The 25,344-nt window shown below is 70.5% G+C and carries 22 protein-coding genes; 8 read left to right on the forward strand and 14 right to left on the reverse strand.

What is annotated here, in order from left to right:
- The first annotated feature begins 56 nt into the window (after positions 1-56).
- Both JHN63_RS09730 and JHN63_RS09735 read left to right on the forward strand, forming a co-directional pair.
- Complete coding sequence (locus tag JHN63_RS09730; protein ID WP_200678849.1) at positions 57-3,509, forward strand: DNA polymerase III subunit alpha; 3,453 nt, start codon at positions 57-59, stop codon at positions 3,507-3,509.
- Positions 3,510-3,514: 5 nt separating this feature from the next.
- Positions 3,515-4,531, forward strand: a complete 1,017-nt coding sequence (locus JHN63_RS09735; protein ID WP_200678851.1) for an ImpB/MucB/SamB family protein — start codon at positions 3,515-3,517, stop codon at positions 4,529-4,531.
- A 28-nt stretch (positions 4,532-4,559) separates the two neighbouring features.
- Here JHN63_RS09735 and JHN63_RS09740 read toward each other — a convergent pair whose 3' ends face one another.
- Together JHN63_RS09740 and JHN63_RS09745 are read right to left on the reverse strand one after the other, a co-directional pair.
- Positions 4,560-4,763: a hypothetical protein gene (locus JHN63_RS09740; protein ID WP_200678852.1), complete on the reverse strand. Its 204-nt coding sequence runs from the start codon at positions 4,761-4,763 to the stop codon at positions 4,560-4,562.
- Positions 4,764-4,953: 190 nt separating this feature from the next.
- Positions 4,954-5,328, reverse strand: a complete 375-nt coding sequence (locus tag JHN63_RS09745) for a cupin domain-containing protein (RefSeq protein WP_200678853.1) — start codon at positions 5,326-5,328, stop codon at positions 4,954-4,956.
- Between the two features lie 94 nt (positions 5,329-5,422).
- Between JHN63_RS09745 and JHN63_RS09750 the strand changes: the two genes are divergently transcribed.
- Positions 5,423-5,869, forward strand: coding sequence for a MarR family winged helix-turn-helix transcriptional regulator (locus JHN63_RS09750; RefSeq protein ID WP_200678854.1), 447 nt, complete (start codon positions 5,423-5,425; stop codon positions 5,867-5,869).
- 146 nt (positions 5,870-6,015) lie between these two features.
- Entirely contained in the window at positions 6,016-6,873 is an 858-nt protein-coding gene (locus tag JHN63_RS09755; protein WP_200678855.1) for a triacylglycerol lipase, read from the forward strand.
- A gap of 65 nt (positions 6,874-6,938) precedes the next feature.
- On the opposite strand, the gene JHN63_RS09760 is transcribed toward JHN63_RS09755, so the two are convergent.
- Positions 6,939-7,964, reverse strand: coding sequence for a lytic polysaccharide monooxygenase (locus JHN63_RS09760; RefSeq protein ID WP_200678856.1), 1,026 nt, complete (start codon positions 7,962-7,964; stop codon positions 6,939-6,941).
- A gap of 342 nt (positions 7,965-8,306) precedes the next feature.
- Positions 8,307-8,441: a hypothetical protein gene (locus JHN63_RS53895; protein ID WP_267953737.1), complete on the reverse strand. Its 135-nt coding sequence runs from the start codon at positions 8,439-8,441 to the stop codon at positions 8,307-8,309.
- A gap of 135 nt (positions 8,442-8,576) precedes the next feature.
- Here JHN63_RS53895 and JHN63_RS09765 point away from each other — a divergent pair, with 135 nt between their 5' ends.
- Entirely contained in the window at positions 8,577-9,185 is a 609-nt protein-coding gene (locus JHN63_RS09765; RefSeq protein ID WP_200678857.1) for a bifunctional 2-polyprenyl-6-hydroxyphenol methylase/3-demethylubiquinol 3-O-methyltransferase UbiG, read from the forward strand.
- A gap of 19 nt (positions 9,186-9,204) precedes the next feature.
- On the opposite strand, the gene JHN63_RS09770 is transcribed toward JHN63_RS09765, so the two are convergent.
- Entirely contained in the window at positions 9,205-9,705 is a 501-nt protein-coding gene (locus tag JHN63_RS09770) for a DUF402 domain-containing protein (RefSeq protein WP_200678859.1), read from the reverse strand.
- Entirely contained in the window at positions 9,686-10,615 is a 930-nt protein-coding gene (locus JHN63_RS09775; protein WP_200678861.1) for a GNAT family N-acetyltransferase, read from the reverse strand. The genes JHN63_RS09770 and JHN63_RS09775 overlap by 20 nt, the downstream gene beginning before the upstream one ends.
- An 86-nt stretch (positions 10,616-10,701) precedes the next feature.
- Between JHN63_RS09775 and JHN63_RS09780 the strand changes: the two genes are divergently transcribed.
- Positions 10,702-11,070 carry a GntR family transcriptional regulator gene (locus JHN63_RS09780; protein WP_200678864.1) on the forward strand — a complete coding sequence of 123 codons (369 nt, stop codon included), beginning with the start codon at positions 10,702-10,704 and terminating at the stop codon, positions 11,068-11,070.
- 102 nt (positions 11,071-11,172) lie between these two features.
- Here the strand turns inward: JHN63_RS09780 and JHN63_RS09785 are convergent, their stop codons facing one another.
- The gene (locus JHN63_RS09785) at positions 11,173-12,267 is read right to left on the reverse strand and encodes a DUF5925 domain-containing protein (protein ID WP_200678865.1); all 1,095 of its coding nucleotides are present in this window, start codon (positions 12,265-12,267) and stop codon (positions 11,173-11,175) included.
- A gap of 188 nt (positions 12,268-12,455) precedes the next feature.
- On the opposite strand from JHN63_RS09785, the gene JHN63_RS09790 reads away from it, so the two are divergent.
- On the forward strand, positions 12,456-13,871 hold the full coding sequence (locus JHN63_RS09790; protein WP_200678867.1) for a xylan 1,4-beta-xylosidase: 1,416 nt from the start codon (positions 12,456-12,458) through the stop codon (positions 13,869-13,871).
- 24 nt (positions 13,872-13,895) lie between these two features.
- On the opposite strand, the gene JHN63_RS09795 is transcribed toward JHN63_RS09790, so the two are convergent.
- The 6 genes from JHN63_RS09795 to JHN63_RS09820 form a co-directional block, all read right to left on the reverse strand.
- A complete protein-coding gene (locus JHN63_RS09795; RefSeq protein ID WP_200678869.1) occupies positions 13,896-17,729 on the reverse strand; it encodes a lipopolysaccharide biosynthesis protein in 3,834 nt (1,277 codons plus the stop codon).
- Positions 17,722-18,522, reverse strand: a complete 801-nt coding sequence (locus JHN63_RS09800) for a polysaccharide deacetylase family protein (protein ID WP_200678871.1) — start codon at positions 18,520-18,522, stop codon at positions 17,722-17,724. The genes JHN63_RS09795 and JHN63_RS09800 overlap by 8 nt, the downstream gene beginning before the upstream one ends.
- Entirely contained in the window at positions 18,519-19,532 is a 1,014-nt protein-coding gene (locus JHN63_RS09805) for a glycosyltransferase family 2 protein (protein WP_200678873.1), read from the reverse strand. Before JHN63_RS09805 ends, JHN63_RS09800 begins: the two co-directional genes overlap by 4 nt.
- Complete coding sequence (locus JHN63_RS09810) at positions 19,529-20,383, reverse strand: glycosyltransferase family 2 protein (protein WP_200678875.1); 855 nt, start codon at positions 20,381-20,383, stop codon at positions 19,529-19,531. Before JHN63_RS09810 ends, JHN63_RS09805 begins: the two co-directional genes overlap by 4 nt.
- Before the next feature lie 369 nt (positions 20,384-20,752).
- Positions 20,753-21,178 (reverse strand): hypothetical protein, encoded by a 426-nt coding sequence (locus JHN63_RS09815; protein ID WP_234476374.1) that lies wholly within the window; start codon positions 21,176-21,178, stop codon positions 20,753-20,755.
- 175 nt (positions 21,179-21,353) lie between these two features.
- The gene (locus tag JHN63_RS09820; protein WP_200678877.1) at positions 21,354-22,562 is read right to left on the reverse strand and encodes a S8 family peptidase; all 1,209 of its coding nucleotides are present in this window, start codon (positions 22,560-22,562) and stop codon (positions 21,354-21,356) included.
- A gap of 286 nt (positions 22,563-22,848) precedes the next feature.
- Between JHN63_RS09820 and JHN63_RS09825 the strand changes: the two genes are divergently transcribed.
- The gene (locus JHN63_RS09825) at positions 22,849-23,655 is read left to right on the forward strand and encodes an SGNH/GDSL hydrolase family protein (RefSeq protein WP_200678879.1); all 807 of its coding nucleotides are present in this window, start codon (positions 22,849-22,851) and stop codon (positions 23,653-23,655) included.
- Positions 23,656-23,659: 4 nt separating this feature from the next.
- On the opposite strand, the gene JHN63_RS09830 is transcribed toward JHN63_RS09825, so the two are convergent.
- The gene (locus JHN63_RS09830) at positions 23,660-25,144 is read right to left on the reverse strand and encodes a serine/threonine-protein kinase (protein ID WP_200678881.1); all 1,485 of its coding nucleotides are present in this window, start codon (positions 25,142-25,144) and stop codon (positions 23,660-23,662) included.
- Between the last annotated feature and the right edge of the window lie 200 nt (positions 25,145-25,344).

Genomic DNA, 25,344 nt, shown 5'->3' on the forward strand with positions numbered 1-25,344 from the left:
TGCGATGAACATATCGGGCGGATGGCCGAAAAGGGGTGGAGTGATGGAGGTGCGGCATGGCGGGCTTCGCCCATCTGCACGTCGCGTCCGGTTACTCCGCCCGCTACGGCGCCTCCCACCCCGAGCAGCTCGCCCGGCGGGCGGCCGAGCGCGGGATCGCGGCCCTCGCGCTCACCGACCGGGACACGGTCACCGGGGCCGTCCGCTTCGCGCAGGCGTGCGCGAAGGAGAGGGTCCGGCCGATCTTCGGCATCGACCTGGCGGTGGAGGCCCTGGCGCCCCCGCCGCCCGCACAGCGCCCGCGCACCCCCGCACATGGTGGCGCGCATGTGGTCGAGCCGCCGCTGCGGTTCGTGCTGCTCGCGCAGAACCGGGAGGGGTGGGCGCGGCTGTGCCGCATCACCTCGGCCGCCCACGCCGGCACTGCGTCCGGCGCGGCACCGGTGGTGGTGCCGTGGGAGGCGCTGCGCGCGTACGGCGGCCCCGGGCTGACCGTCCTGCTCGGGCCGCTCTCCGAGCCGGTGCGGGCGCTGTCGGTGGGCCGGGAGGACGTGGCGATGAAGCTGCTGGCGCCCTGGAAGGAGATCTTCGGGCGGGGGGTCCGGCTGGAAGCCGTCGCGCAGAAACGATTCAGCACAGGTCCGGGCTCCCTCCGCCTGGCCGCCCGCACCCTGGCGCTCGCCGACCGCACCCGCACCACCGCCGTGCTCTCCAACGCCGTCCGCTACGCCGACCCCGACCAGCACCGCCTCGCCGACGTCCTGGACGCGGCCCGGCTGCTGCGCCCGATCGACCGGCGCCGACTGGACAGCCGACAGCGCTGGCTCAAGGACGAGAAGGAGATGACGGTCGTGGCGCGGATGATCGCCGAGTGCTCCGGAGCGGACGCCCGCCGGGCCCACCGCCTGCTGGCGGACACCGCGCACACGGCGGAGGCCTGTGTCATGGATCCCGTGGACCTCGGCCTCGGCAGGCGGCACTTCCCGGAACCCTCGCTCTTCGGCGCCGGGCCGGAGACGGGCGGCGCGGCCGGACTGCTGCGCCTGAGGTCCGAGGAGGGCCTGGCCCGACGCGGTCTCGACCGCGACCGCGCGGCACGCGACCGGCTGGAGGAGGAACTCGCCGTCATCTCCCACTGGAACTACGACGCGTACTTCCTCGCCGTCGGCCAGGTCGTCGCCGACATCCGGGCCAAGGGCATCCGGGTCGCCGCCCGCGGCTCCGGCGCCGGCTCGCTGGTCTGCCACGCGCTGGACATCGCCACCGCCAACCCGCTCGACCACAGCCTGCTGTTCGAACGCTTCCTGAGCATCCGCCGCGAATCGCTGCCCGACATCGACATCGACGTGGAGTCCGCCCGCCGCCTGGAGTGCTACGACACGATCTTCGAACGCTTCGGGAAGGAGCGGGTGGCGGTCACCGCGATGCCCGAGACCTACCGGGCACGCAGGGCGCTGCGTGACACCGGCCTTGCGCTGGGTATCGCCCCGGCCGACGTCGACCGGATCGCCAAGAGCTTCCCGCACCTGCGCGCCTCCGACATCACGAGCGCGCTCGCAGAACTGCCCGAACTGCGCCAACTGGCAGTCGAGGCACACCGGTTCGGCCCTCTGTGGGAACTCGCCGAAGGACTCGACTCCCTGGTCCACGGCATGGCCATGCACCCCTGCGGCGTGGTCATCAGCGACGCGACCCTCCTGGACCGGCTGCCCGTGCAGCCCACCCCGCAGGGCGACTACCCCATGGCGATGGCCGCGAAGGAGGAGATCGAAGCGCTCGGCAACATCAAACTCGACGTCCTCGGCGTCCGTATGCAGTCCGCGATGGCCCACGCCGTCACCGAGATCGAACGCGCCACCGGCGACCGGATCGACCTCGACAACCCCCAACAGGTGCCGCTCGACGACGTGTTCGCGTTCAAGCTCATCCAGGAGAGCCAGACGCTGGGCCTGTTCCAACTCGAATCTCCCGGCCAGCAGGACCTGTTGTCCCGGCTCCAGCCCCGTGACGTGCAGGACGTCATCGCCGACATCAGCCTCTTCCGTCCAGGCCCGGTCGCCGGCGGCATGCCCGAGCGGTACATCGCCGCGCGTCATGGCGGTACGCCGGTGTATGCGCACCGGGACCTCGAACCCGTGCTCGCCGACACCTACGGCGTGACCATCTGGCACGAGCAGATCATCGACACGCTGCATGTGCTGACCGGTTGCAGCCGCGCCTTCGCCGAGATCACTCGACGCGCACTCGGCGACAAGGACCAACTGCCCCGGATCAAGGACTGGTTCCACCAGAAGGCACGCGCGCGCGGCTACAGCCCGGCCGTCCGGGACGAGGTCTGGAGGACCGTCGAGGCCTTCGGGGCCTACGGCTTCTGCCGCGCCCACGCGGTCGCGTTCGCCGTACCGGCCCTGCAGAGCGCCTGGTTGAAGGCGCACCATCCGGCGTTCCTGCTGGCGGGGTTGCTCGAACACGACCCCGGGATGTGGCCCAAGCGCGTCCTGGTCTCCGACGCCCGGCGGCGTGGGGTGCAGGTACTGCCGGTCGACATCAACCGGTCGAAGGTGAAGCACGTCGTGGAGATGACCGAGCAGGAGGAGTGGGGCGTGCGGCTCGCGCTGTCCGGGGTGCGTGGCATCGGCGAGGAGGAGTGCGCGCGGATCGAGGAGGGGCAGCCGTACGGATCGCTCTCCGACTTCTGGCAGCGGGCCCGGCCCAGCAGACCGGTCGCCGAACGGCTCGCGGAGATCGGCGCGTTGACCTCTCTGCACGACGGCCGCCTCACGCGCCGTGATCTCCTGCTCCAGATCACCGAGTTGCACCGGCAGTCCCGCAACCGGACCGCGGGGGCCGGTCAACTACCCATGGATACAGAGGCTGTCGGGGGAGCGGAACCGAGCGGGCTGCCGGAGCTGACCGGACGGGAGGCGCTGAGCGCGGAGTTGGAGACTCTCGGCATCGACGTCTCCCGGCATCTGATGGAACATCACCATCGCCTCCTGCGCGAGATCGGTGCGACGGACGCGGCGCACCTGGCCGAACTGCGCGCCGGACAGCAGGTGTTGGTCGCGGGTGTCCGTGCCTCCACCCAGACCCCGCCGATCGCGAGCGGCAAGCGGATCATCTTCGTCACCCTGGAGGACGGCTCGGGCCTGGTCGACCTGGCCTTCTTCGAGGACTCCCACCCGGCCTGCGCGTACACCGTCTTCCACAGCGGGTTGCTGCTGGTGCGCGGCACGGTCCAGGTGCGCGGCACCCGTCGTACCGTCGTCGGTTCCATGGCCTGGGACCTGGACGAGATCGCGGGCGCCCGCCGCGACAACGGCCCCGAGGCCGCCCTCGCCCTCCTGGGCGCCGACCGCCCGCACCCGACGCCCGCCCAGCCGCACCGCACCCTGGCCAACGGCACCACCGGCGCCCGCCTCCACCCGTACGCCGACCTCCAGCCCGCCTGCACCCGCTCCGCCGACCTGAAGAAGTTCGGCCACCGCAGCCCGGGGAGCGCGGGATGAACGGGATGGGCACACGTCAGCGGCACATCGCCCACTTCCATCTGCATGCCGCGCTGAGCGAGGTTCAGTACGACGACATAATCGAACTGGTATCCGGATTCACGCCCCATGTCCAGGCCGTCCCGCCCAACGCCCTTCAGGTGGACCTGACTTCGGCGCTCCGGTACTTCGACATGTCCGCCTACGACGCGGTCCAGACGGTGAAGATGAGGCTGAAGGCGTTCTACGACATCGACAGCAGTGCCGGGCTCGCGGGCAACCGCATGCTGGCGGCGATGGCGGCCGACGCGTCCGCCCCGGGGGACACCGCCTGGGTGCCCGCCGGGCAGGCGGCCGACTGGCTGCACCCCCGACCGGTCACCGCGCTGCCCGGCGTCGGCCGCACCATGGCGGACACCTTGCACCGATACGGCCTGCACACCATCGGCCAGCTCACCGACCTGCCTCCGGCGACCCTGCAACGGCTCCTCGGTGCAGGCCAGGCACGGCTGTTGACCGAGCGCGCCCGCGGTCACGACCCCCGCCCGGTCGTCCCCGCGGAACCGGCGGCACACCTGGCCGCCGACCTGGCCCTGAGCAGGGACTGCCTGGACCCGGCCCAACACCGCCGTGCCGTCCTGGGACTTGCCGACCGGATCGGCCAACGCCTGCGCGGGGAAAGGCAGTTCGCGAGCCGCCTCACCCTCACGGTCCGCTACGCCGACCTCGCCCACTCTCGACTTCGTTCGAGCGGGGGGACCTCCATCTCCACCACCCGCACCCGCGCCCTGCCGGAACCCACCGACCACTCACCCGCCCTCGCGGCCACCGCCCTGGGCCTGTTGACCTCCCTGGGGCTGCAACGAGCCCGCGTCCGCGCCTTCGTGCTCCGCGCCGACGACCTGCGGCCGGCCGGGAGTGCCTACCGGCAGCTCTCCATGGATCCCGCCGTCGATCGCGCCCGCGCGGTCGAAGCCGCCGCGGACCGGGCCCGTCGACGCTTCGGGCCGGAGGCCGTACGCCCGGCCGCGCTGGCCGACTGATCTCCGCCGCCGACAACCGCCCCTGCGCTCAGGGGTGTTGGCGGGGGTTTCGGTTCCGCACCCGCCAGGCCCGCACCAGCAGGAAGAGCCCGATCAGCGCGGCCGCCACGCCCAGCACCGCGTACTGGCCGTGGCCGGACATGGCCGAGCCGTTCATCGCGCCGGTGCCCTGCGCGATCCAGACCGCGCCGAGCACGACGAGGATGATCCCCCCGACACCACGGACCAACATGGTCACTCCATTCCTCGCACCGGTACGTCCGCGGCGGCACCCGCCCGCGTCCACCGCTCAGCTTCGCCCCGTTCGGCGTGCCCGGGGCGGTCGAAAACCTTACGGAACGGGAACGTCGTACCGACCGGGGTGGTGATCACTTCCGGATGCGTCACGTGTGGCAGGTTGCCGGACTCCCCTTGCCTGTAGGTTAGTTGGCCCACGGCGGGACGATGCGTGAGCCGTCGGCCAGCTCCGCCTCCAGGCCGATGGACGTGGTGACCCAGGTGATGACGGTCCGGTCGGTGGGGTTCTCGGCGCCGAAGGTGGCCCCGGGGTTGATGATCAGCGTGTCGCCCGCGGCGACCCGTTCGGTACGGCCGTCGAGCGTGATCACCAGCTCGCCGTCGAGGATGTGCAGGATCTCCTCGTGGTTGACGGTGTGCAGAGGGGCTTTGGTGCCGGCGGGGATCTCCCCGCGCCATGCGCACAGTTCCTTGCTGCCGGTGCGGGGATGGGCGTACGAGACGAAGCGGGCGCCGTGGATCTCGTGCGTGACGGCTTCGGTCGAGCGGATGACGGGCATGGGTGGGCCTCTCTCAAGATGGTCAAGCTGCTTGACTATGTGGTCCCATGGTCAAGCTGCTTGACCAGTTCGTCAAGGGTGTTTCAATGCCTCCGTGCAGAACTCCGAGGCCATCGCCCTGTCCGCCGCCGTGCTCGCCGTCGCCGGTGAGCTCACGCAGCGCATCCACGAGGGCGTCGTCGCCCGTGGTTTCGAGGGGGTGCGGCCCGCGCAGGGGTTCGCCTTCGTCCGTCTCGCCCCGGACGGTGCGACGGTCACCGATCTCGCCGCCCACCTCGGAGTGACCAAGCAGGCCGCGAGTCAGCTCGTCGACGACCTGGTGCGCAGGGGGTACGTCGAGCGGCGCCCGCATCCCGTCGACGCGCGCGCCCGGCTGGTCGTGCTCACCGAGCTGGGCTGGGCCTGCACGCGGGCGGCGGAGGAGGCGGCCGTCGACGCCGTGCGGCCGTGGGTCGAACTGCTGGGCGAGAGTGAAGTGCGCGTGTTGTGTGACCGTTTGCTGCGTATTGCGCCCTACGGTCCCATCAGGCCCACCTGGTGACTGGTTATCACTGACAGTTTTTACTGACGCGTAACTTCACACTTCACCTACTCGCTCGTAACTTGACGAGTGAACAGCATTCTTGTGATCCGGATCACAGGGCGTAAGGCCGTCGCAACTCCCTTGAGCCGCAAGGAGATCACACGATGCTGCCCTGGAAACGAGTGCTCAGACCGCTGACCGCACTGCTCCTGACCGCCGCGGTCGCCGCTCTCCCCACCGCCGCCCACGCGGCGAGCGCCCCGAGCACCGGCTGGAACGACTACAGCTGCAAGCCCTCCGCCGCCCACCCCGACCCGGTCGTCCTCGTACACGGAACGTTCGCCAACAGCACCGACAACTGGCTGGTTCTCGCGCCGTACCTGGAAGCCCGCGGCTACTGCGTCTTCTCCCTCGACTACGGCCAACTCCCCGGCGTCCCCCTCGTCTACGGTCTCGGCGCCATCGACAAGTCGGCAGCGCAACTCCAGACGTATGTCGATACGGTGCTCGCCGCGACCGGCGCGGCCAAGGTCGACCTCGTCGGGCACTCGCAGGGCGGGATGATGCCCCGCTACTACCTCAAGTTCCTCGGCGGGGCCGCCAAGGTGGACACCTTCGTCGGCATCGCGCCCGACAACCACGGCACCACCCTGGACGGCCTCACCAAACTCCTGCCGTACTTCCCCGGCGCCGAGGACGTGATCTCCGCGACCGCCCCCGGCCTCGCCGACCAGATCGCCGGCTCGGCCTTCCTCACCAAGCTGAACGCGGGCGGCGACACCGTCCCCGGCGTCCACTACACGGTCATCGCCACCCGGTACGACGAGGTGGTCACGCCGTACCGCAGCCAGTTCCTGAGCGGGTCCGACGTGCACAACGTGCTGATCCAGAACCTGTGTTCACTCGATCTCTCCGAGCACGCCCTGCTCGGGCTGACGGACCGGATCGCCTTCCACGAGGTCGCCAACGCCCTCGACCCCGCGCACGCCACCACCACCAACTGCCTGTCGGCGCTGAGCTGATCGCACCTTCGCGGGGCCTGTCCGACCTGAGCCGCCGGACAGGCCCCGCCCCCTGCACAGCCGCCCTAACGGCCGTGCCGTCCATCGCCGTTGGCCGCGCGACGGCGGACCGAGGCGAACAGGGCCGCCGAGCCGAGAGCCAGCGAGGCCGCGCCGCCCATGGCGAGATACGGCGAGTTGTCGTTGCTGCCGGTCGCCGCGAGCTTCTGCGAACTACCCGCGGGCTGGGGCTCGTTCACCTGGTCCGTCGCGGCGACCGGCTCCGCCGAGGTGCTCGCGTCCGCGTCCCCGTGGCCGTGGTGCTCGACGGTCGACTTGTCGGCACCGGCCGCGATCTGCTGGTCGGAAGGGGCGGAGGCGGTGGGCGCGGGAGTGGTGGGAGCTGCCGGGGTGGATGTCGAACTCCCGGTGGTACCACCGCCGTTGGCGCCCGCGTTGCTGCTTCCGCTTCCGCTTTTGCCGAAGCTGACGTCCGAGCAGGAGTAGAACGCCTCCGGGCTGTCCGAGCGCTGCCAGATCGCGTACAGGAGCTGCTTGCCGGAGCGTTGCGGCAGGGTTCCGGAGAAGGTGTAGAAGCCGCCCGCGGCGACCGGGTCGGTGCTCGTCGCGACCGGGTGCTCCAGGTCCAGGTCCGCCCAGGCGAGCGGCCGTGCGGGGTCGTAGCCGGACTTGGTGATGTACACCTTGAAGGTGCCCTTGTGCGGGGCGGTGACGCGGTACTTGAAGGTGTACGAGCCGCTGCTCACGTCGGTCGCCGGCCAGTCGGCGCGGGCGAGGTCGAGGCCCTTGAACTCCTCGTTGTTCGCGCTGCACAGCCTGCCGTCCGGGATCAGCGTCTGGTGCTGTCCGTTCGCGTCGCCGATCCGGATGCCGTTCCAGTCGTAGAGCGCCTGTGTCCCACCGGCCGCGACCACCGCCTTGCACGCGGCCGAGGCGGGGTGCTCCGGCCCCTCCGCGTAGCACTGCGCGACCCGGCTGACCGGGTCCCCCATCGAACCGTGCGCCACCGCGGGCGCCGCGCCGAGCGCGGTCAGCGCGAGGGGAGTCAGACCGAGGACGGCGACAGCGGCGGCCTTGCGGCGTGCGGGCATGACGGACTCCAACTCCTCGGACGGTTCGCGGTGCGGGCACTGATCCCGTGGGGGTGATCAGAAGCTAGCCCCTGAAAACCGCGACATCGCCTGCTGGAGAGGGGGGAGGGAGATCCTTATGGTCGCGTTAAGGCAGAGCTAACCGAGGGCTCAGGGAGGAAGGCTTCGCGGAGCCCGGAGAGGTGTTGAGGACGAGTGGACCGGAAGAGGTTCGCGCGGCCGTCGCCGCCGACGTGCCCGCCGGGCGGCTGCTCCTGCGCTTCGTGGACGCACGCGCGCGGACGGGCCGTACGACCGCGTCCACTATCGGAAGCGGCTCGGCCGACCGGTGGTGGACCGGGCTCAGCCGTCCGGCCACCAGGTGCGGGCGATGTCCTTTCGGACCTCGGGGCGCTCGGTGGGGCGCTCGTCGGGCTCGTCCCGCACGCGGCGGGTGTCCGACTTCTTCAGGGGCTTCTGCACGGTCACGCGGCGCATGGCTGCCTCCTTGTGTCCACCCGGGTTCGTGTTCTCACGAGGTGGACCGTTCCCGGGAGGGTGACTCATCGGCGCGGGTCTGTCTGTGGCGGCTGTCACGATTCGACTGTCAGTGGTGGGTGTCACGCTTGGCGCATGAGTGAACCTGTAGTGAACGTCGACTGGGATGCGCAGGCCGCCGCCTTCGACGAACAGCCTGATCACGGCCTGCGCGACCCGGAGATCCGCCGGGCCTGGGCCGATCGGCTGCGCGGCTGGCTGCCCGCCCGCGCGGCCGACGTCCTGGACCTCGGCTGCGGCACCGGCACCCTCTCGCTCCTCGCGGCCGAGCAGGGGCACCGGGTCACCGGCGTCGACCTCTCCCCGGCGATGATCGACCTCGCTCGCGCGAAGCTGGCCGGCCGTGACGCGGCGTTCCTCATAGGTGACGCGGCGGCGCCGCCGGTGGGCGAGCAGCGCTTCGACGTCGTCCTCGTCCGGCATGTGCTGTGGACGCTGCCCGACCCCGCCCGGGTCCTGCGCCACTGGTGCGACCTGCTGCGCCCGGGAGGCCGGCTCGTGCTGATCGAGGGCCGCTGGGGGACGGCCGGCCCGGTCGGCATACCCGCCGACCGCCTCACCGGGCTCCTGGCGCCCCTGGTGCCCGGCGCCGGGCACGTGCGCGTGGAGCGGCTGTCCGAGGACCCGCTGCTGTGGGGCGGGACCGTGGCCGACGAGCGGTACGCGGTGGTGGCCGTGCCGTAGCCCGGCCGGCCTCCCCCCGTCACTCCAGCAGCGCGTCGAACCCGCCCTCACGGGCCAGCCGCTCCAGCTCGTCGAGCGCCGCCACGGCCGCCGCCGCGGCCACGGGATCCGACTCGGCCAGCCCGCTCTCCGCGAACTCGTCCTCGTCCAGCCGTCGCACGTCCGCACCGTCCGCGGACCGCCACAGGTCCAGGTCGAGGTCCTCCACGACGAGTTCGGCACCGGAGAGCACCGCGGGACGGGTGATGTCGCAGTACCAGCCCTTCAACTCCCCGGCGCTGTCCCGGACTTCCTTCACCGCGTACCAGCGGTCCCGCCAGTAGTACTCGGTGAACACGTCGCCGCCCTCGAGGCGCACGAAGCCGAAGTCGCGGGCGCCGTCACCGGCCCACGGGGCGCGGACGGCGAGGCGGACACCGTCGTCGAAGAGCAGCTCCGCCGCGTAACGGATCTTCGTACGGCCCGCCTTGAGAAGGACGACGTCCAACTGGCGGGTGGGATCAGGTGAGTTCACGGACATAGCGCACCTCCGAGGCGCAGATCTCGTAGCCGAACCACTTGTTGATCGCGAGCATCGGCCCGTTGCCGGTGTCGTTGCCCGTGAACGCCTCCGTGTATCCGGCGGCGCGGGCGCGGTGCAGGGAGTCGTTCTTGGCGAGCTTGGCGAGGCCCCGGCCGCGGTGGGCGCGGGCGGTGCCGGTCATGGCGGTGAAGTAGCGCGTGCCGCCGTCCGCGCGGACCGCGCTGAAGGCCGCCGGGCGTCCGTCGACGACGGCCACGGACGTCAACTCGGCGCTGAACAGGGGGTGTCGCCAGGTCTCGTCCAGCCAGGCCTCGTAGTCGCTGAACTCGGCGTCGATGTCGCTGGGTTCGTCCAGCGTCGCCTCCGCGTCCAGCGCGAACAGCGGGCGCGGGTCGTCGGAGAAGGCCGAGCCCGGGCGGATCTCCACGTCCGACGGCGGGTCCTGGAGCGGAGGCAGGATGCCGTGCGCCAGGTCCAGGCGGAGGAAGTGCGCGGACCGGCTCGCCGTATAGCCGAAGTGCTCGGCGAAGGCGCGGTTGGACGGTGTGTCGAGGACCCAGGAGAGGAGCCGGGTGGCGCCCGCGGCGGCCAGGTGCTCCTCGGCGGTGCGGACCAGGAGTCCGCCCGCGCCACGGCGGGTGTGCTCCGGGTGCACGTGCACGTTGACGAAGCCCTGGCCCGGCTCCGGGCTGTCGTAGGCGATGCCCACCTGGGCCGTGCCGATGATCTCGCCGTCCTCCTCCGCGACCAGCCTGCGCAGCGCGGCCTCCGGATGGGCGTGGGCGATGTCGAAGGCGACGGACTCCGGGGTGAACACCATGAAGGGGAGGGCGACATGGCGTACCTGGACGAAGCCGTCCAGGTCTGCTCGGACGTCGGGGCGGAGGTCGCGCACGATCACGGTCATGGAGTCGCACGCTACGGCGGAGCCGGGCCGGAGTGCCTCTCATTTTCCCGGGGTGCGTCCGCCGCCGGGTGCGGGACAATCGGGCCGTGACCCTGAAGATCCACATCGATGACAGCGCGGCGCCCTACGAGCAGATCCGCGCCCAGATCTCTGAGCAGGCCAGGTCCGGAGCACTGCCGGTCGGCTACCGGCTGCCCACGGTGCGCGGGCTGGCCGAGTCGCTCGGCCTCGCCGCCAACACCGTCGCCAAGGCGTACCGGGCCCTGGAGACGGACGGGGTGATCGAGACGCGGGGCCGCAACGGAACGCTGGTCGCTGCCGCGGGCTCGGCGGCGGAGCGTGAGGCGTCGTTGGCCGCGCAGGCCTATGCGGAGAAGGTGCGGCGGCTGGGGCTTGCGGAGGCGGATGCGGAGGCGGCCGTGCGGGATGCCCTGCGGGCGGCCTACGGGGCGTAGCCCAAAGGGAGTTGCCGTCAGCGTCGACCGGAGTCGCGACCCGTGTCGATCTGAGTCGCGACCCATGGCGACCGGAGTCGAGACCCGTGGCGACCGGAGTCGTCACAGATACAGCCCCGCGTCTGCCCCCTCCCGCTGGTCCGGTACCGACGTCGGCTGGGTGCCCCGGCGGAGTGCGTACAGCTCCGCCAGGGTCGCGCCCTCGCGGCCGACGCCCTCCTCGGTGCCGAGCCACTTCACCGCCTCCTTGCGGGTGAGCGCGCCGACCTCGATACGGGCCAGACAGCGGCCGGGGCGGACCACGGCGGGGTGCAGACGCTCCAGGTCCTCGTTCGTGGTGACGCCCACCAGGACGTTGCGGCCCTGGCCGAGCAGTCCGTCCGTCAGGTTCAGGAGGCGGGAGAGGGCCTGGCCCGCCGTGTGCTTCGCCTCGCCGCGGATCAACTCGTCGCAGTCCTCCAGCAGGAGGAGCCGCCAACGGCCTTTCCCCGTCGAGTCGTCCTCGCCGATCGCGATGTCCATCAGATAGCCGACGTCGGAGAAGAGGCGCTCGGGGTCCAGGACGCAGTCCACCTGACACCAGTCCCGCCAGGAACGCGCCAGCGTGCGCAGCGCCGAGGTCTTGCCGGTGCCCGGCGGGCCGTGCAGCAACAGCAGCCGGCCCGCGATGTCCTCCGGCGTCGTCTTCATCAGGGTGTCCATCGCATCCGCCACCGGACGCGTGTAGTTGGCTCGCACCTCGTCCCACGTACCCGCCGAGATCTGCCGGGTCGTACGGTGCGGACCGCGCCGGGGGGAGACGTACCAGAACCCCATCGTCACGTTCTCCGGCTGGGGTTCGGGCTCGTCGGCCGCGCCGTCGGTCGCCTGCTCCAGGACCTTCTCGGCTAGTTCCTCACTGGTCGCCGTGACCGTGACGTCGGCGCCCCGGTTCCAGCGGGAGATCAGCAGGGTCCAGCCGTCGCCCTCGGCCAGCGTCGCGCTGCGGTCGTCGTCGCGGGCGGCGCGCAGCACCCGGGCGCCCGGCGGGAGCAGGGTCGCCCCGGACCGTACGCGGTCGATGTTCGCCGCGTGCGAGTACGGCTGCTCACCCGTCGCGAAGCGGCCGAGGAACAGCGCGTCGACGACATCGGACGGGGAGTCGGAGTCGTCGACGTTGAGCCGGATCGGCAGCGCGTCGTGCGGGTTGGTGGACATGGGGCCATGATCCGGCACGACGACGCCGTGTGCACCCGCTTTCCGCAGTGCGCCCCCGAGTGTCGGCTCCGCCCGGTCCATCCGATGTGTCCGCTCCGTGTCCGCCGCGTATCACCTCCGCCCTGTTACAAGGCTGTGTACGCGGAGACCTGCCCCACCACCCGGACCCGACGTTAGTGTTGTCCTTGATGGGACGTCATGGGTGGAATTCGGGGGCACTTCGGTGGCGGCTCACCGCGCTGCTCGGCGTAGGTGCGGCCGCACTGGCTCTGATCGTGACCCTGGTCAACACGCTTCCCGGCGGCGGAAGCACCGCGGGCACCTCGCGCGACGGCGACAAGGTGCACGGCACCCCGGCGACCCCGCCCGACGAGGACCGGCCCGAGGTCGGCTGGGGCTTCACCCACACCCAGTACAGCGCCGACGAGGGCAGTGACACCGCGACCGAGCGCGTCGAGAGACTGTTGGAGAAGTCCCAACTGCCGCAGGACCAGGCCATCATGGGCTGGGGCGCCGACAACCCCGAGCCGGTGAAGGGGCGTTACGACTTCGGCGCCCTGGACCGCCGTATCGACTTCGTCCGCAAGTCCGGTGGTACGCCCGTCATCACGCTGTGCTGCTCCCCGGACTGGATGAAGGGCGGCAAGTCCGGTGTGGGCAACACCGATTGGAGCCAGGCGTCGCTGGAGACGGCCCCGAGGCCGGACCACTACGCGGACTTCGCCGCGCTGGCCGCGACGGTCGCCAAGCGGTACCCGGACGTCACCCACTTCATGGTGTGGAACGAGTTCAAGGGCTTCTGGAACAACGCCGAACAGCGCTGGGACTACGAGGGCTACACCAGGCTCTACAACCTGGTCTACAAGGCGCTGAAGAAGGTCAACCCGAAGATCATGGTCGGCGGTCCGTATCTGGTGATGGACAGCGTCGACCCGCGTGACGCGAACGCCTCCAGCACCTTCAAGGGCAGTTGGGGCGCGATGGACCAGCGGAGCATCGACGCCTTCGACTACTGGAACAAGCACAAGGTCGGCGCCGACTTCGTGGTCGTCGACGGCTCCAGCTACACCAACGACGACGAACTGCTGCCGAACGAGTTCGGGGCCACCGACAAACTCACCGCGGTGAGCGAGTGGGTGAGGGAGCAGACGCACGACCTGCCGCTGTGGTGGGCCGAGTACTACGTCGAACCCGCCGACGGCAACGACGACCGCAAGGGCTGGTCCGAGACCCACCGCGTCGCCGTCCAGGCCGCCGGCCTGATCGCCATGGCCAAGGGCGGCGCCACCTCCGGCTTCTACTGGAACCCGGAGGACGAGAAGGGCACGACCTGCGCGGGCTGCCTGTGGACCCCGACCGACGGCTCCGACGGCGGGCGTCAACTCCCCATGTACGACCTGCTCTCGCGCTTCGACGCGGCCTTCGGGCCCGGCACGAAGTTCGAGACCGTGTCGGTCGCCGCCGACGACGTGCCCAACGTCAAGGTCATCGCCAGCGACAGGACGGTCCTGGTCGTGAACACCCTGGACCGGCAGATCACCGCGAAGGTCGACGGGCAGCAGTTCGACCTGACGGCCTACGGGGTCAAGTGGCTGACGCGATAAGCCACTTGACCCCGTAGCGCCTGGCTACTTCATCGTCAGGAACCGCTGCACCAGCGAGGCCAGCAGCACCGCCAGCAGGGGCAGCGAGAACCAGAAACTGCTCTGCAGCCACCGCAGTTGACGCACGCTCGGCCGCACCGCGACCCGGACCACCTCGCGGGCCGTCAGCATCAGGATCAGGGCGAGCGCGGCGAGCGCGCCGACCACCGACCACGGCGTCCAGGTGATCTGCGGTCCGATCGGACCGGGGTCGGGCTTGGGCACCGGGCCGGCCGGCTGCTCGCGCAGCGCGTACATGGTCACGTCCGCGTTGACGAGGACCTTCTTCAACTCCTGCCGGTTGTCTAGGTGTTGGATGAGCCGGGGCTCCCAGGTCGCCGAGTAGCCCGCGTCCAGCTGGAGCGAGACGACCTGGCTCTTGTTGAGCATCAGATACGAGTTCGGGCCCGCGTCCTTGAGCGCCTTGACCAGACCGGACACCAGCACCGGGTCCGAAGGGGCAAGCGTGGGAACGTAGTTGACCCGCTCCATGTCCTTCGCGCCCCACGGCATCGCCGGTGTCACGTCGTTGACCGTGTCGTTGGTCAGCCACAGCAGCCGTACGGTCGGCTTGTCGTGGGCGTACACGTAGTTCATGGCGGCGACCTCGCCGGGCCGCACCCGCTCGAAGCCCTCGTTGCCCCAACGGGCCACCAGGAAGCCGCTCATGAGCAGCAGACCCGCGAGCAGGGCGGCCAGCGGGGCGAGGCTCATCCGGTCCTTCTCGCGCTCCTTGGCGGTGGCGCCGGTGCGCGGGAAGAGGGCGAGGCCCGCGAGCAGGGCCGCGCCCGGCACCGCGAACATGAAGACCCGCAGCGCCATCTCCCCGCCGTAGGACTGCATGCCGAAGCCCAGGAACGGGACGAAGGTGAGGACGAGGAGGGAGCGTTCGCGGTACTTGTGGTCGCGGCGGCGCCACCAGCCCCAGCAGGCGAAGGCCATGACGCCGCCGGCCAGCAGGACGCGGGTGTAGAGGACCAGCTTGTGGGTCGAACTGCCGCCCTGGATACGGCCGGAGACGGAGGTCGAGACATTGCTGCCGACGCCGCCGACCCCGCCGAAGAGGTCGTTGAAGTGCCCGGACCAGTACGGCTCGGCCATGAAGCCGAGCCAGACCGCGACCAGCACCCCGAACAGGATGGGCAGACCGCGCAGTTCGGAGCGGCCGATCAGGACGAGGACCGTCAGCACGCCCAGCATCACGAACGGCGTGAGCTGGTGCGCCGGGACGCTCGCCGCGAACAGACCGATCAACACCAGCAGCAGCACGGCCTGTTGGCGCCGGTCGGTCGGTTCCACCTCCGCCTCGCCGGGGCGGATCCTCGTCCACAGGACCCCGGGCGCCCGGAACCAGACCAGGAGGATCGCCACGAAGGCCAGGTAGAGGAGGAAGGTGAAGCCCTGCGGGGAGAAGTAGTCCTGGCCGACCCAGCCGCTGAGCACGAAGATCCAGATGCCGGTCCACTTCGCCCGCCAGCTCGCCCGCAGCGAGCGGACGAGGAGGAACATCGGTGCCAGATAGGCGAGTTGGATGGCGGTGGGCCACCAGCGGATGACCTCGGTCCAGTCGGTGACCCCGCAGGCCTTGCCGATGAACGCGGCCACCGCGAAGAAGCCGGGCCAGCTCCAGCGTGCGTCCAGGTCGGGTACGGCCGACCCGGTGCGGTCGATGTAGTCGATGAACCCGAGGTGTTGCCAGGCCGTCGGGAAGCGCGGCTCGGGCTCGATCACCGCGGGCAGCGCGTGCAGCGAGACCACGGTCGCGAGCAGGGTGATCAGCAGCAGCGTCTTGTGCTCACGGCCCAGCCACAGCAGCGAGGCGAACACCGTGATCAGCAGCGCGGCCCCGACCAGGGTCGGCAGCGGCAGCACCGAGATCAGCCCGAGCCCGCCCATGCGGTCCAGATCGGACTCGCCCAGCCGCGCAGCGGGCACCCAGTACAGGAGCAGCGCGGCGACCAGCAGACAGCCGAGGACGACCCCGGGGCGCGTCGGCACCAGGCGCTCACGCAGCGACAACGGGCGTTCGGGCGGCGGGACTTCGGCCTCCCGGGACTCCGTCTCCCGTATCTCCGCCGCCACGAGCGCCGCCTCCGGTACGACCACCCGGTCGGAGCCGTTGGCGGGCTCGAACGGCGCGTCCACCTCCGGCTCGGCGGACGGACTCAGCGAGGCCTCCGCGCCTGGCTCCCGCTCTTCCACCGGCAGTCCGACGATCCCGGGCCGTTTGATGCCGAGCGCCCAGGTCGGATGCTGATCGCCGGACACGATCGGGGTGCCGGTGGGCGGGGTGCCGGGGCCCGGGCGTACGTCCGGCCGGCGTTCCAGGTGGTCGAAGTCGACATGGATGCCGAGCGCGAGGGTGTCGGAGTCGAGCGCCCAGGCCGGACCGCGCCGACGTGGCGCGGCCGGGATCTCGCGCGTACCCAGGTCGGCGAGGTCGCCGTCCGGAGCCGCGTCCTCGGGCGCGGGCGCGGCCGGCGCGGCCCGGAGCGTCCTGAAGAGCTTGGGCGCGGCGATCGTCACGATCACCGCGAGGCTGGAGATCTCGGCGACGCCCGCGCCGGTCAGGCCCATACGGGGGAGCAGCAGCAGCGTCAGACCGAGCACCAGGACGCACAACAGGCCCTGCAACCAGGCGAGTCCACCGGTACGGCTCTGCGCGCGCAGCACCGCGAAGTACGTCTCCATGACGACCCGCAGCAACGCGCCCACCGCGAACCAGCGCAGCAGCGGGGTCGCCGCGTCCGCGTAGCCCGCGCCGAACACGCCCAGGATGTACGGGGCGCCGATGAACAGCAGCCCGCAGATCGGCAGCATGATCCGGGCCATCCGCCTGAGCGCGGCGCGGGTGTTGGCGGCGATGCGCGCCGGGTCGTGGGAGCCCTCGACGGTCAGTGAGGCACCCATGTTGATGGCGAGCAGGTTGACCGTGCCGCCTATCGTCGTGGTGATGTAGAAGTACGCGTTGTCCTCGGAGCTGACCTGCGAGGCGATGATCACCGGCACGAGGTAGACCACGGCGAGCGAGAACAGCGAGCCGGTGTAGTCCCCGGCGAGGAACCGCCCGATCTCCCGCAGCGTCGGCGGCTTCGCGTGCTCCTCGGTCGCCTTGATGTGCCGGGGCACCAGCCGCCGGAACACCAGCCAGCCGAGCGGCACCACGGAGAACGCGATCGCGGCGACCCACGACACGAAGACACCGCTCGCGGCGAACACCGACGCCAGGCCTACGAGCAGCGCCAACTTCACCGCGGAGAACACGGTGTTGCCCACCGGCACCCAGGGCGCGCTGCGCAGCCCGGTCAGCACCCCGTCCTGGAGCGTGAGCAGGTTCCAGGCGACGACGGCGACGACGAAGCCGAGCGCGGGGACCGGCCCGTGCAGGAAGCGGTACGAGGGTCCCCAGTCGCTCAGGGTCAGCAGGAAGATCCCGGCGCCGAGCGCGACGACGAGCGAACTGCCCGCGTACGTACGGAAGATGAGGCGCCCGGTGGCTCGTCCGGCGACCGGGATGAACCGGGCCAGCGCGCCGGTCAGCGTCACCGCGGTGAGTCCGGCGAGCAGCTTCATCGCGGCGATCGCCGCCGAACCCTGTCCGACGGCGGAGGCCGAGTAGTAGTGGGCCGCGATCAGCCAGTAGCCGAGCCCGAGCACCGCGGAGATCCCGGTGTTGAGCATCAGGGCGTAGGCATTGCGGAACAGCGGGCTGCCGCCGGGGGAGTTGCCCCTCCCCGGCAGGCGCAGACGGCGCCCCGGCTGCCGGGGCGCCTCGGTCTCGGGCGTTGCGGCCTGGGTGGTGGTGGTCGTGTCAGACACGGGAACGGCTGGCCTTCCGGCGGACCTGTCGGGCTCTGCGGACCATGGCGTACCCCTGGGTGAGGACCCGGTCCCTGGCGAAGTTGCGGGCGATCGCACGGCCCTCGACGAGCCGCTCGAACTCCTCGACACCCGTACTGCGGCGCACAGTCACCCGACGCAGCGCGTACGGCCCCTGCCGACGGCGGGCGAGGTCGTTGCCGACGGCGAGCGCCTGCGCGAACCCCGCCTCCCGCACCGCGACGCGCACCCGGCGGCTGGAGTAGCCGTAGGGATACGCGAACGAGGCGGGTACGGCGCCGAGTTCGTCGGCGACGATCTCCCTGCAGCGGACCAGCTCCGCGTACAGGCTGTCGTCGTCGAGCTGGTCGAGCTGCGGGTGGGTGTGGCTGTGGCCGCCGATCTCGACGTCGGCGTCCGCGAGTTCGCGCACCTGGTCCCAGTCGAGCATGGTGTCCAGGCCGCCCCCGGTGTCGTGGGCGCCCCGGATCCAGCCGGTGGAGACGAACAGGGTGGACGCGAAGCCGTGTTGCGCGAGCGCGGGCAGCGCGTGCCGGTGCACGCCCTCGTAGCCGTCGTCGAAGGTGATCAGCACCGGGCGCTCGGGCAGCGGTTTGCCCGAGCGCCAACTGGCCGCCAGATCAGCGGTGTTGACCGGTGTGAAGTGCAGGTCGCCGAGCAGGGCCAGCTGTTCGGCGAACGCCTCCGGTGCGACGGACAGGGCGCGGGTGGCGTCGTTCGGGGCGGCGGCGATGGAGTGGTACATCAGGATCGGCACCGGTGTGTCACTCATGTCCGCCCCCCACGCTCGTGTACGTCCCCCTCGATCCCCAGCACCGAGAAGGTGACCCCGCCGCGCCGGGCCCGGAAGCTCCCGACGACATACCCGCCCGCTGCCGTGAACACCCCGGCGACGATCGCCCCCGCCCGGCCCGCGCCGCCCGGCCGGGCGAACACGGCATCGCGCAGCCCGCGCACCACCCCGGCCGGCAGCACCCGGGTCGTGTACCGGCGCTCCGACTCAAGTCCCTTGTCGGCGCCGACGCTTCGGGCCACCAGCGCCTTGGAGAGACCCTCGGCGTACGTCCGCGTACGGAAGTACCCGAAGTGCTCGCGTACTTCGGGCACCCGGTGGTGGATCACCGCCCGGTCGTCGATCAGCAGCACCGCGTCCGGTCTGGCCCGCGTGAGCCGGATGCAGAGTTCCGTCTCCTCGCCGCCGAGCGGACGTCTGTCGCCGTCGCGGCCGATACCGGACGCGAAGCCGCCGGCCGCGTCGAAGGCCGTACGCCGGAACGAGGCGTTGCCGCCGAGGACGTTGCGCACCCGGACCCGGCCCGGCGGCAGGCCCTTGTACGTGCAGCCCACCACCCAGTCGAACTCCTCGGGGAACCACCGGGGTCGGCGGCCCGACGCCCAGATGGGCATCGTGCGACCGCCGACGGCCATCACTCTCGGATCGGCGTACGCCTCGGCGAAGTACCGCAGCCACTCCCGCTCGGCCACGGCGTCGTCGTCGAGGAAGGCGACGACCTCGCCGCGCGAGACGGCGATGCCGGTGTTGCGGCCCGCGGACAGCCCGCGCGGGCCCGCGTTCGCCAGCACGCGGACCTCACCGGTCTCCTCAACGTCCTTGTACTCCCTGGTGAGTCGGTCCAGGAGAGCGGGGTTGTGGTCGACGACCAGCAACGTCTCCAGCGCGGGCCGCGACTGCGTACGCACCGAGGAGACCGCCGCGAGGATGTCCTCCCAGCGGTCCTCGGTGTAGACGCAGATCACGACGGAGATGCCGGGACCGCTCAAGACACCTCTCCCCGGACCGAGGTGAGCTGCGGATCGGGATTCCGGTCGAGACCGTCGATCATCGTGGAGTGCGAACGGCCGCGCAGCGCACGCCGGTTGGAGCGCTCCCTGAGGATCACCTTGAGCACCCGGATCCCGTCCCGCACGGCGCGCAGATTGCTGGTGCCGTGGATACGGAGGTACTCGTGGCTGGGGATCTCCTGCACCTTGAGACCGGCCTTGACCACCCGGATGTTGATCAGGGTCTCGATCTCGAAGCCGGTGCAGTCGAGGTCTATCTTGTCGAGGCAGTGCCGCCAGAACGCGTTGTATCCGTAGCAGAGATCGGTGTAGCGGGCGCCGAACTTGCGGTTGACGATCGTGCACAGCGCCCAGTTGCCGAGCTTGCGGACGAACGTCATGTCGTCCGTGCCGCCGCCGTTGGCGAAGCGGGAGCCCTTGGCGAAGTCCGCGCCCGAGACGAGGGCGGAGACATAGCTGACGATCTCGTTCCCGTCGGCCGAGCCGTCGGCGTCGACCATCACGATGATGTCGCCGCTGCACGCCTCGAATCCGGTGATCAGGGCATCCCCCTTGCCCTTGCCCTGCTGTTCGACGACTTTGACCCCGGGCCACAGCTCGCGGGCCACTTCGACGGTGTTGTCGGTGGAATTGCCGTCCACAAGAACGACCTCGTGTATCCACGCGGGAAGTGTCTTGAAGACGTAGGGGAGATTCTCCGCCTCATTCATCGCGGGAATCACCACGCTCACCGGCGGTGTGATCGCCAGGTGAGAGGAGATCGGCCGATATGCGGCCGACATTAACGGATCTTGGCCGCCCGATGTCGCTGGGCGCAGAACAGAACTCACGAGTCTGGTCCCTCTCGTCCGGCGGACCGCCCGCCCCTGGGCGGCCCGGCTCTGTGCTCCGGTTCGAAAGGGGGGTTCTCACAGGCGCCACGGAACAATGGATCTCCGTGCCCGCGTGGTGAGCTGGCAAAGCTGGCCGACCCCCGAAACACAGGAAAGCCGGCCGCGCGGCACGACTCGACGACCAGTAAGGTCATCGAGCACGGCACCCCCCTACCGCGCCCCGCCCCGGATTCATCGCGGTCCTTGAGCCCTCCCCTAGAGCCGCTCAATGATGAACCAGTGCGGGTGAGATGTACGACGGTATTGATGATTGAACCTGTATGGCAAGGCCTGCAACGAGGCCTCACGTTTTTATTGGTTTGCCCGTTACACTCCTTTGTCAGCCGTTGTACGGCGACGCATATGCCGCACGAATACCGGCAGTGGAACAAGACAACTGATCGCCGCCACCGCGATGATTCCGCCGTCGACCGACCACCGGTGCACGGCCAGCATTCCTTGGGCCACCAGCATGTCGACGACCACCGCGCCCGCCACCGAGACGAGAAAGCGGGCGAAGGGATCAAGTCCGCGCAATAGCGCGGCGATTGCCGCGGCCGGCGCGGAGAAAAGGAAGAACAGCGCGAACGGCCCGCGCAGCGGCGATCCGGAGTCGGCGAGCGCGAGCACCGCGCCGACCGCCCCCAGGGCCACGGCCGCACCCGCGAGCAACGCCGACAGGTCCCTCCCCGGTCCTGGTCGCGCCCGCTCGGTGCCAGCGGTGGATGTTCTCTTGATACCCAAGGTCTGCATTGGCGACTTTGCCCCCCAGCGCGCCGGATGCCGGACTTCAATGTGGCGCAGCCCGACCCGGGACGTCAAGACACAAAAGCCGCGCGTACCTGTTCTCGGGCATCTCCGTACAAATGTTCCCCGGAGGCGCGTGCTGCCTCCGGGGAAACGGATGTTCGGGTGGGGCGGACGAGTGCTACGGAACGAGCTTCAGCAGCTTGTTCGGCGACCCGGTGCCCGCGCTGGTCACGACACCCGAAGTGGCGCCGTTCACCAGGGCCGTGGCGACCTGGGCCGGCGTGGACGAGGTGTGGCCCGCGAGATAGACGGCGGCCGCGCCCGCCACGTGCGGGGTCGCCATCGAGGTGCCCGACAGGGTGGCGGTGGCGGTGTCACTGGTGTTGTAGCCCGCCAGGATCGAGGAGCCGGGCGCGAAGATGTCCAGCACGGAACCGTAGTTGGAGTAACTGGCCTTGGCGTCCGTGCTGGTGGTGGCGCCGACCGTGATCGCCGTGGCGACCCGGGCGGGGGAGTAGGAGGAGGCGTTGGCCGCGCTGTTGCCCGCCGCGATCGCGTAAGTCACCCCGCTGGAGATGGAGTTGGCGACCGCGGTGTCGAGCGTGGTCGAAGCGCCGCCGCCGAGCGACATGTTGGCGACCGCCGGGGTGGTGTGGTTCGAGGTCACCCAGTCGATGCCCGCGATGACCCCGGCCGTCGTACCCGAACCGCTGTTGTCGAGCACCCGGACCGCCACGATGTTCGCCTTCTTGGCGACGCCGTACGTCGAACCCGCGATCGTCGTGGCCACATGGGTGCCGTGGCCGTTGCCGTCGGAGGCGGTGGTGTCGCCGTCGACCGCGTCGTAGCCGTAGGAGGCACGACCGCTGATCTGGGTGTGGGTGATCCGGACGCCGGTGTCGATGACGTACACGGTCACGCCGCTGCCCGCGGTGTCCGGGTAGGTGTACGTCCCCGAGAGCGGCAACGCGGCCTGGTCGATGCGGTCCAGGCCCCAGGGCGCGCTGGACTGGGTGGTGTCGGTCAGGTGGACGCGCTGGTTCTGCTCCACCGCGGCGACCGCCGGGTCGGCGGCGAGTCTCGCGGCCTCGGTCGCGGAGAGGCTCGCCGTGTAGCCGTTCAGCACGGTGCCGAACGTCTTCTGGACGGTGCCGCCGTACTCCTTGATCAGTCCCTTGCCGGCGGCCGAGGAGGCCTTGAGGCCGGCGCTCTTCTTGAGGGTGACGATGTAGCTGCCGTCGACGGCTGTGGGGGAGCCGGCGGCCAGGACCTTGCCCGTGGCCGGGGCGGCCTGGGCGGGGAGTGCGGTGAGCCCGCCGACGAGAGCGGCCGTGGCCGCACCGGTTATCGCGGCGAGCCGGAGCTTGTTGCTACGCAGGAGTGCCATTACGAGGGAGTCCTCCTCCAGGCGGCGCGCGCCCGGGTCCGGCGCGCGACTGTGGGGGTGCGCACGCTGTCGCGCGCACAACCCTGGAGCGTTGCGTTCCGCACCAAGGCTGAGCAAAGCCTGGGTCATGAACCGGTGTGGTTCAAGGGAGTTGGCGGTCTGTCACAGGGCTGTCATGAGCACGCAATCTGGGACGCTCGCAAGCTCTCCCTTGGCATGCACACTTCCCGGCAATGCGCGTAGTTGGTACGACAGTTGTGGCAGAGATCCTGCTAAGGGAGGTTCCATGAGACGTTCCCGATTTACGGCATACGTGACCTCGCTCCTCCTCGCCGCCGGCCTCGCCCTCACCGGGGCGATGACGGCGCAGGCATCCCAAGTCGCCGCCACCGGCGGCTATGTGGCCCTCGGTGACTCCTACTCCTCCGGGGTCGGCGCGGGCAGCAAGATCAGCTCCAGCGGGTCCTGCGACCGCAGCACCAAGGCCTACCCCTACCTCTGGGCGGCCGCGCATTCACCCTCGACGTTCGACTTCACCGCTTGCTCCGGCGCCCGAACGGGTGATGTTCTGGCGAGTCAACTCGGCCCGCTCAGCTCCGCGACATCCCTCGTGTCGATCTCCATCGGCGGCAACGACGCCGGCTTCACCGATGTCATGACGACCTGCGTCCTGCAGTCCGACAGCTCCTGCCTGACCCGGATCGCCACCGCCAAGGCGTACGTCGACTCGACGCTTCCCGCCCAACTCGACAAGGTCTACTCGGCGATCAGCGCCAAGGCCCCCGCCGCGCACGTGGTCGTGCTCGGCTACCCGCGCTTCTACAAACTCGGCACCACCTGCCTCGGCCTCTCCGCGACCAAGCGCTCCGCCATCAACGGCGCGGCCGACTACCTCGACGCCGCCCTCGCCAAGCGCGCCGCCGACCACGGCTTCACCTTCGGCGACGTACGCACCCCGTTCACCGGCCACGAGATCTGCTCCGGCAGCTCCTGGCTGCACAGTCTCAACCTGCTGAGCATCAGCGAGTCGTACCACCCGACCGCGGCCGGCCAGTCCGGCGGCTATCTGCCGGTCCTGACCAGCGCGGCCTGAGGTCTCACCCGTCCGAAGGTGATGCCGAATCCGAGGGGGAGGCCCCGTCCGACGGGGTCTCCGCCACGCATGTCACCGAGAACGGCACCGAGTTGGACGTTGTCCTCACCGGGGTCCGGATCTCGACACTGATCTCGTTCGTGAATGTCCCGCTGTTCTTGTACGTCGTCAGGCGCACCCGGTCCTGCTGGGTCTTCCCGCCGCCCGACGGGAACGACAGCGTCTTCCAGCCGGAGTCGGAGAGCGAACCGGTCTTCGTCACCCACCGGTAGGACACCTCGGCCGGCACCTTCCCCACCGTGATGCTCGCCGTGAACGTCGGCGCCTTCGAGGTCGGCGGCGGACAACTGCCCGAGTACTCGGTGTTGGCGCCCTCCACCGTCACCCGCACCGACTGCGGAGCCGAGGAGGACTTGCTGGCGCTCGGGCTCGGCGTCTCGCTCGCGGCCGTGGTCTCGCTGCTCGCACTGGGCGAAGTCTTGTCCGAGGGCTGGCTCTTGGGGGTGCTCGAGCCCGTCCCCGCGGTGTTGTCCCCGTCGTTGTTCCGGTTCATCAGCGCGTACGTCAGCCCGCCGATCGCCAGCGCCAGCGCCAGCAGACCCGCGATGATCACGGCGCCCGCCCGCCGGTTGCGCTGCGGTTCGTCCGCGGCCGTCGGCGTCGAGTAGGAGGGGGGCGGCGGCCCGAAGCCCTGCACCGGCGTCCGTGAGTCCTGCTGCCCGTACGGGTCCTGCGGGGAGCCCGCCATCGTCGGTGTGTACGGCGTCGTCGGCGCCGTGGAGGCGCGCGGGGCACCGCCCGCGGCGACCAGCCGTAGATCCTGCTCCGCCTGTTCGGCCGAGAGCCGGTCGATCGGGTCCTTGCGCAGCAGCCCCTCGATGACCGGGGTGAGCGGTCCCGCCAGGCGGGGCGTCGGCAACTCCTCGTCGACGATGGCGCGCAGGGTGCTCAGCGGGGTGTTCTGGCGGAACGGCGAGTGGCCCTCGACCGCCGCGTACAGCAGTACGCCGAGCGCCCACAGGTCGGACTCGGGACCCGGCGTACGGCCCAACGCCCGCTCCGGGGCGAGGAATTCGGGCGAACCGATGACCTCGCCGGTCATGGTGAGCGCCGAACTGCCCTCCACCATCGCGATACCGAAGTCGGTCAGCACGACCCGGCCGTCGTTCGACATCAGTACGTTGGCCGGTTTCACATCGCGGTGCAGCACCCCGGCGTCGTGCGCGGCCCGCAGCGCGGCGAGCACCTCGGCACCGATGTGCGCGGTCCGCTGCGGCGTCAACGGCCCCTCGGCGTCCAGGAGATCGGCCAGGGACACGCCCCGCACCAGCTCCATGACGATCCAGGCGCGCACCTCCTTGACCGCGACCTCGCGTTGCAGCACTTCGTCGCGGGCCCGCCACACCGTGCCCATCCCGCCCTCACCGAGGGGGGACAGGAGCCGGTAGCGGCTCGCGATCACACGTTCAGTGCCCGGTTCTTCGGGCATGGGTGACTCCCATTCGCATCCGGGCCAATTCTCCACAAACGTAGCTCAGCCGAGTGCGGATGCCGCCCCCTTGAGGACCAATCCGACCCCGAGGGCCACGACGACGAGCGCCGAGGCCAACGGCAGGGTCCGGCGGACCAGCACTGCCATGGGGCTGGTGGTCCAGCGGGGGCGCCGGTCCAGCACTCGGTTCATCCCTG

This window comes from Streptomyces sp. MBT65 (assembly GCF_016612545.1).
Lineage (GTDB): Bacteria > Actinomycetota > Actinomycetes > Streptomycetales > Streptomycetaceae > Streptomyces.

Excerpts from the sequence above, each read along its gene's own strand:
- JHN63_RS09770 (WP_200678859.1), bottom strand. The coding sequence starts at position 9,705 with ATGTCCGTGAACTCACCTGATCCCACCCGCCAGTTGGACGTCGTCCTT.
- JHN63_RS09785 (WP_200678865.1), bottom strand. The coding sequence starts at position 12,267 with ATGTCCACCAACCCGCACGACGCGCTGCCGATCCGGCTCAACGTCGAC.
- JHN63_RS09740 (WP_200678852.1), bottom strand. The coding sequence starts at position 4,763 with ATGTTGGTCCGTGGTGTCGGGGGGATCATCCTCGTCGTGCTCGGCGCG.
- JHN63_RS09760 (WP_200678856.1), bottom strand. The coding sequence starts at position 7,964 with ATGCCCGCACGCCGCAAGGCCGCCGCTGTCGCCGTCCTCGGTCTGACT.
- JHN63_RS09800 (WP_200678871.1), bottom strand. The coding sequence starts at position 18,522 with ATGAGTGACACACCGGTGCCGATCCTGATGTACCACTCCATCGCCGCC.
- JHN63_RS53895 (WP_267953737.1), bottom strand. The coding sequence starts at position 8,441 with ATGCGCCGCGTGACCGTGCAGAAGCCCCTGAAGAAGTCGGACACCCGC.
- JHN63_RS09815 (WP_234476374.1), bottom strand. The coding sequence starts at position 21,178 with ATGCAGACCTTGGGTATCAAGAGAACATCCACCGCTGGCACCGAGCGG.
- JHN63_RS09775 (WP_200678861.1), bottom strand. The coding sequence starts at position 10,615 with ATGACCGTGATCGTGCGCGACCTCCGCCCCGACGTCCGAGCAGACCTG.
- JHN63_RS09755 (WP_200678855.1), top strand. The coding sequence starts at position 6,016 with ATGCTGCCCTGGAAACGAGTGCTCAGACCGCTGACCGCACTGCTCCTG.
- JHN63_RS09765 (WP_200678857.1), top strand. The coding sequence starts at position 8,577 with ATGAGTGAACCTGTAGTGAACGTCGACTGGGATGCGCAGGCCGCCGCC.
- JHN63_RS09830 (WP_200678881.1), bottom strand. The coding sequence starts at position 25,144 with ATGCCCGAAGAACCGGGCACTGAACGTGTGATCGCGAGCCGCTACCGG.
- JHN63_RS09820 (WP_200678877.1), bottom strand. The coding sequence starts at position 22,562 with ATGGCACTCCTGCGTAGCAACAAGCTCCGGCTCGCCGCGATAACCGGT.
- JHN63_RS09790 (WP_200678867.1), top strand. The coding sequence starts at position 12,456 with ATGGGACGTCATGGGTGGAATTCGGGGGCACTTCGGTGGCGGCTCACC.
- JHN63_RS09745 (WP_200678853.1), bottom strand. The coding sequence starts at position 5,328 with ATGCCCGTCATCCGCTCGACCGAAGCCGTCACGCACGAGATCCACGGC.
- JHN63_RS09730 (WP_200678849.1), top strand. The coding sequence starts at position 57 with ATGGCGGGCTTCGCCCATCTGCACGTCGCGTCCGGTTACTCCGCCCGC.
- JHN63_RS09735 (WP_200678851.1), top strand. The coding sequence starts at position 3,515 with ATGGGCACACGTCAGCGGCACATCGCCCACTTCCATCTGCATGCCGCG.
- JHN63_RS09825 (WP_200678879.1), top strand. The coding sequence starts at position 22,849 with ATGAGACGTTCCCGATTTACGGCATACGTGACCTCGCTCCTCCTCGCC.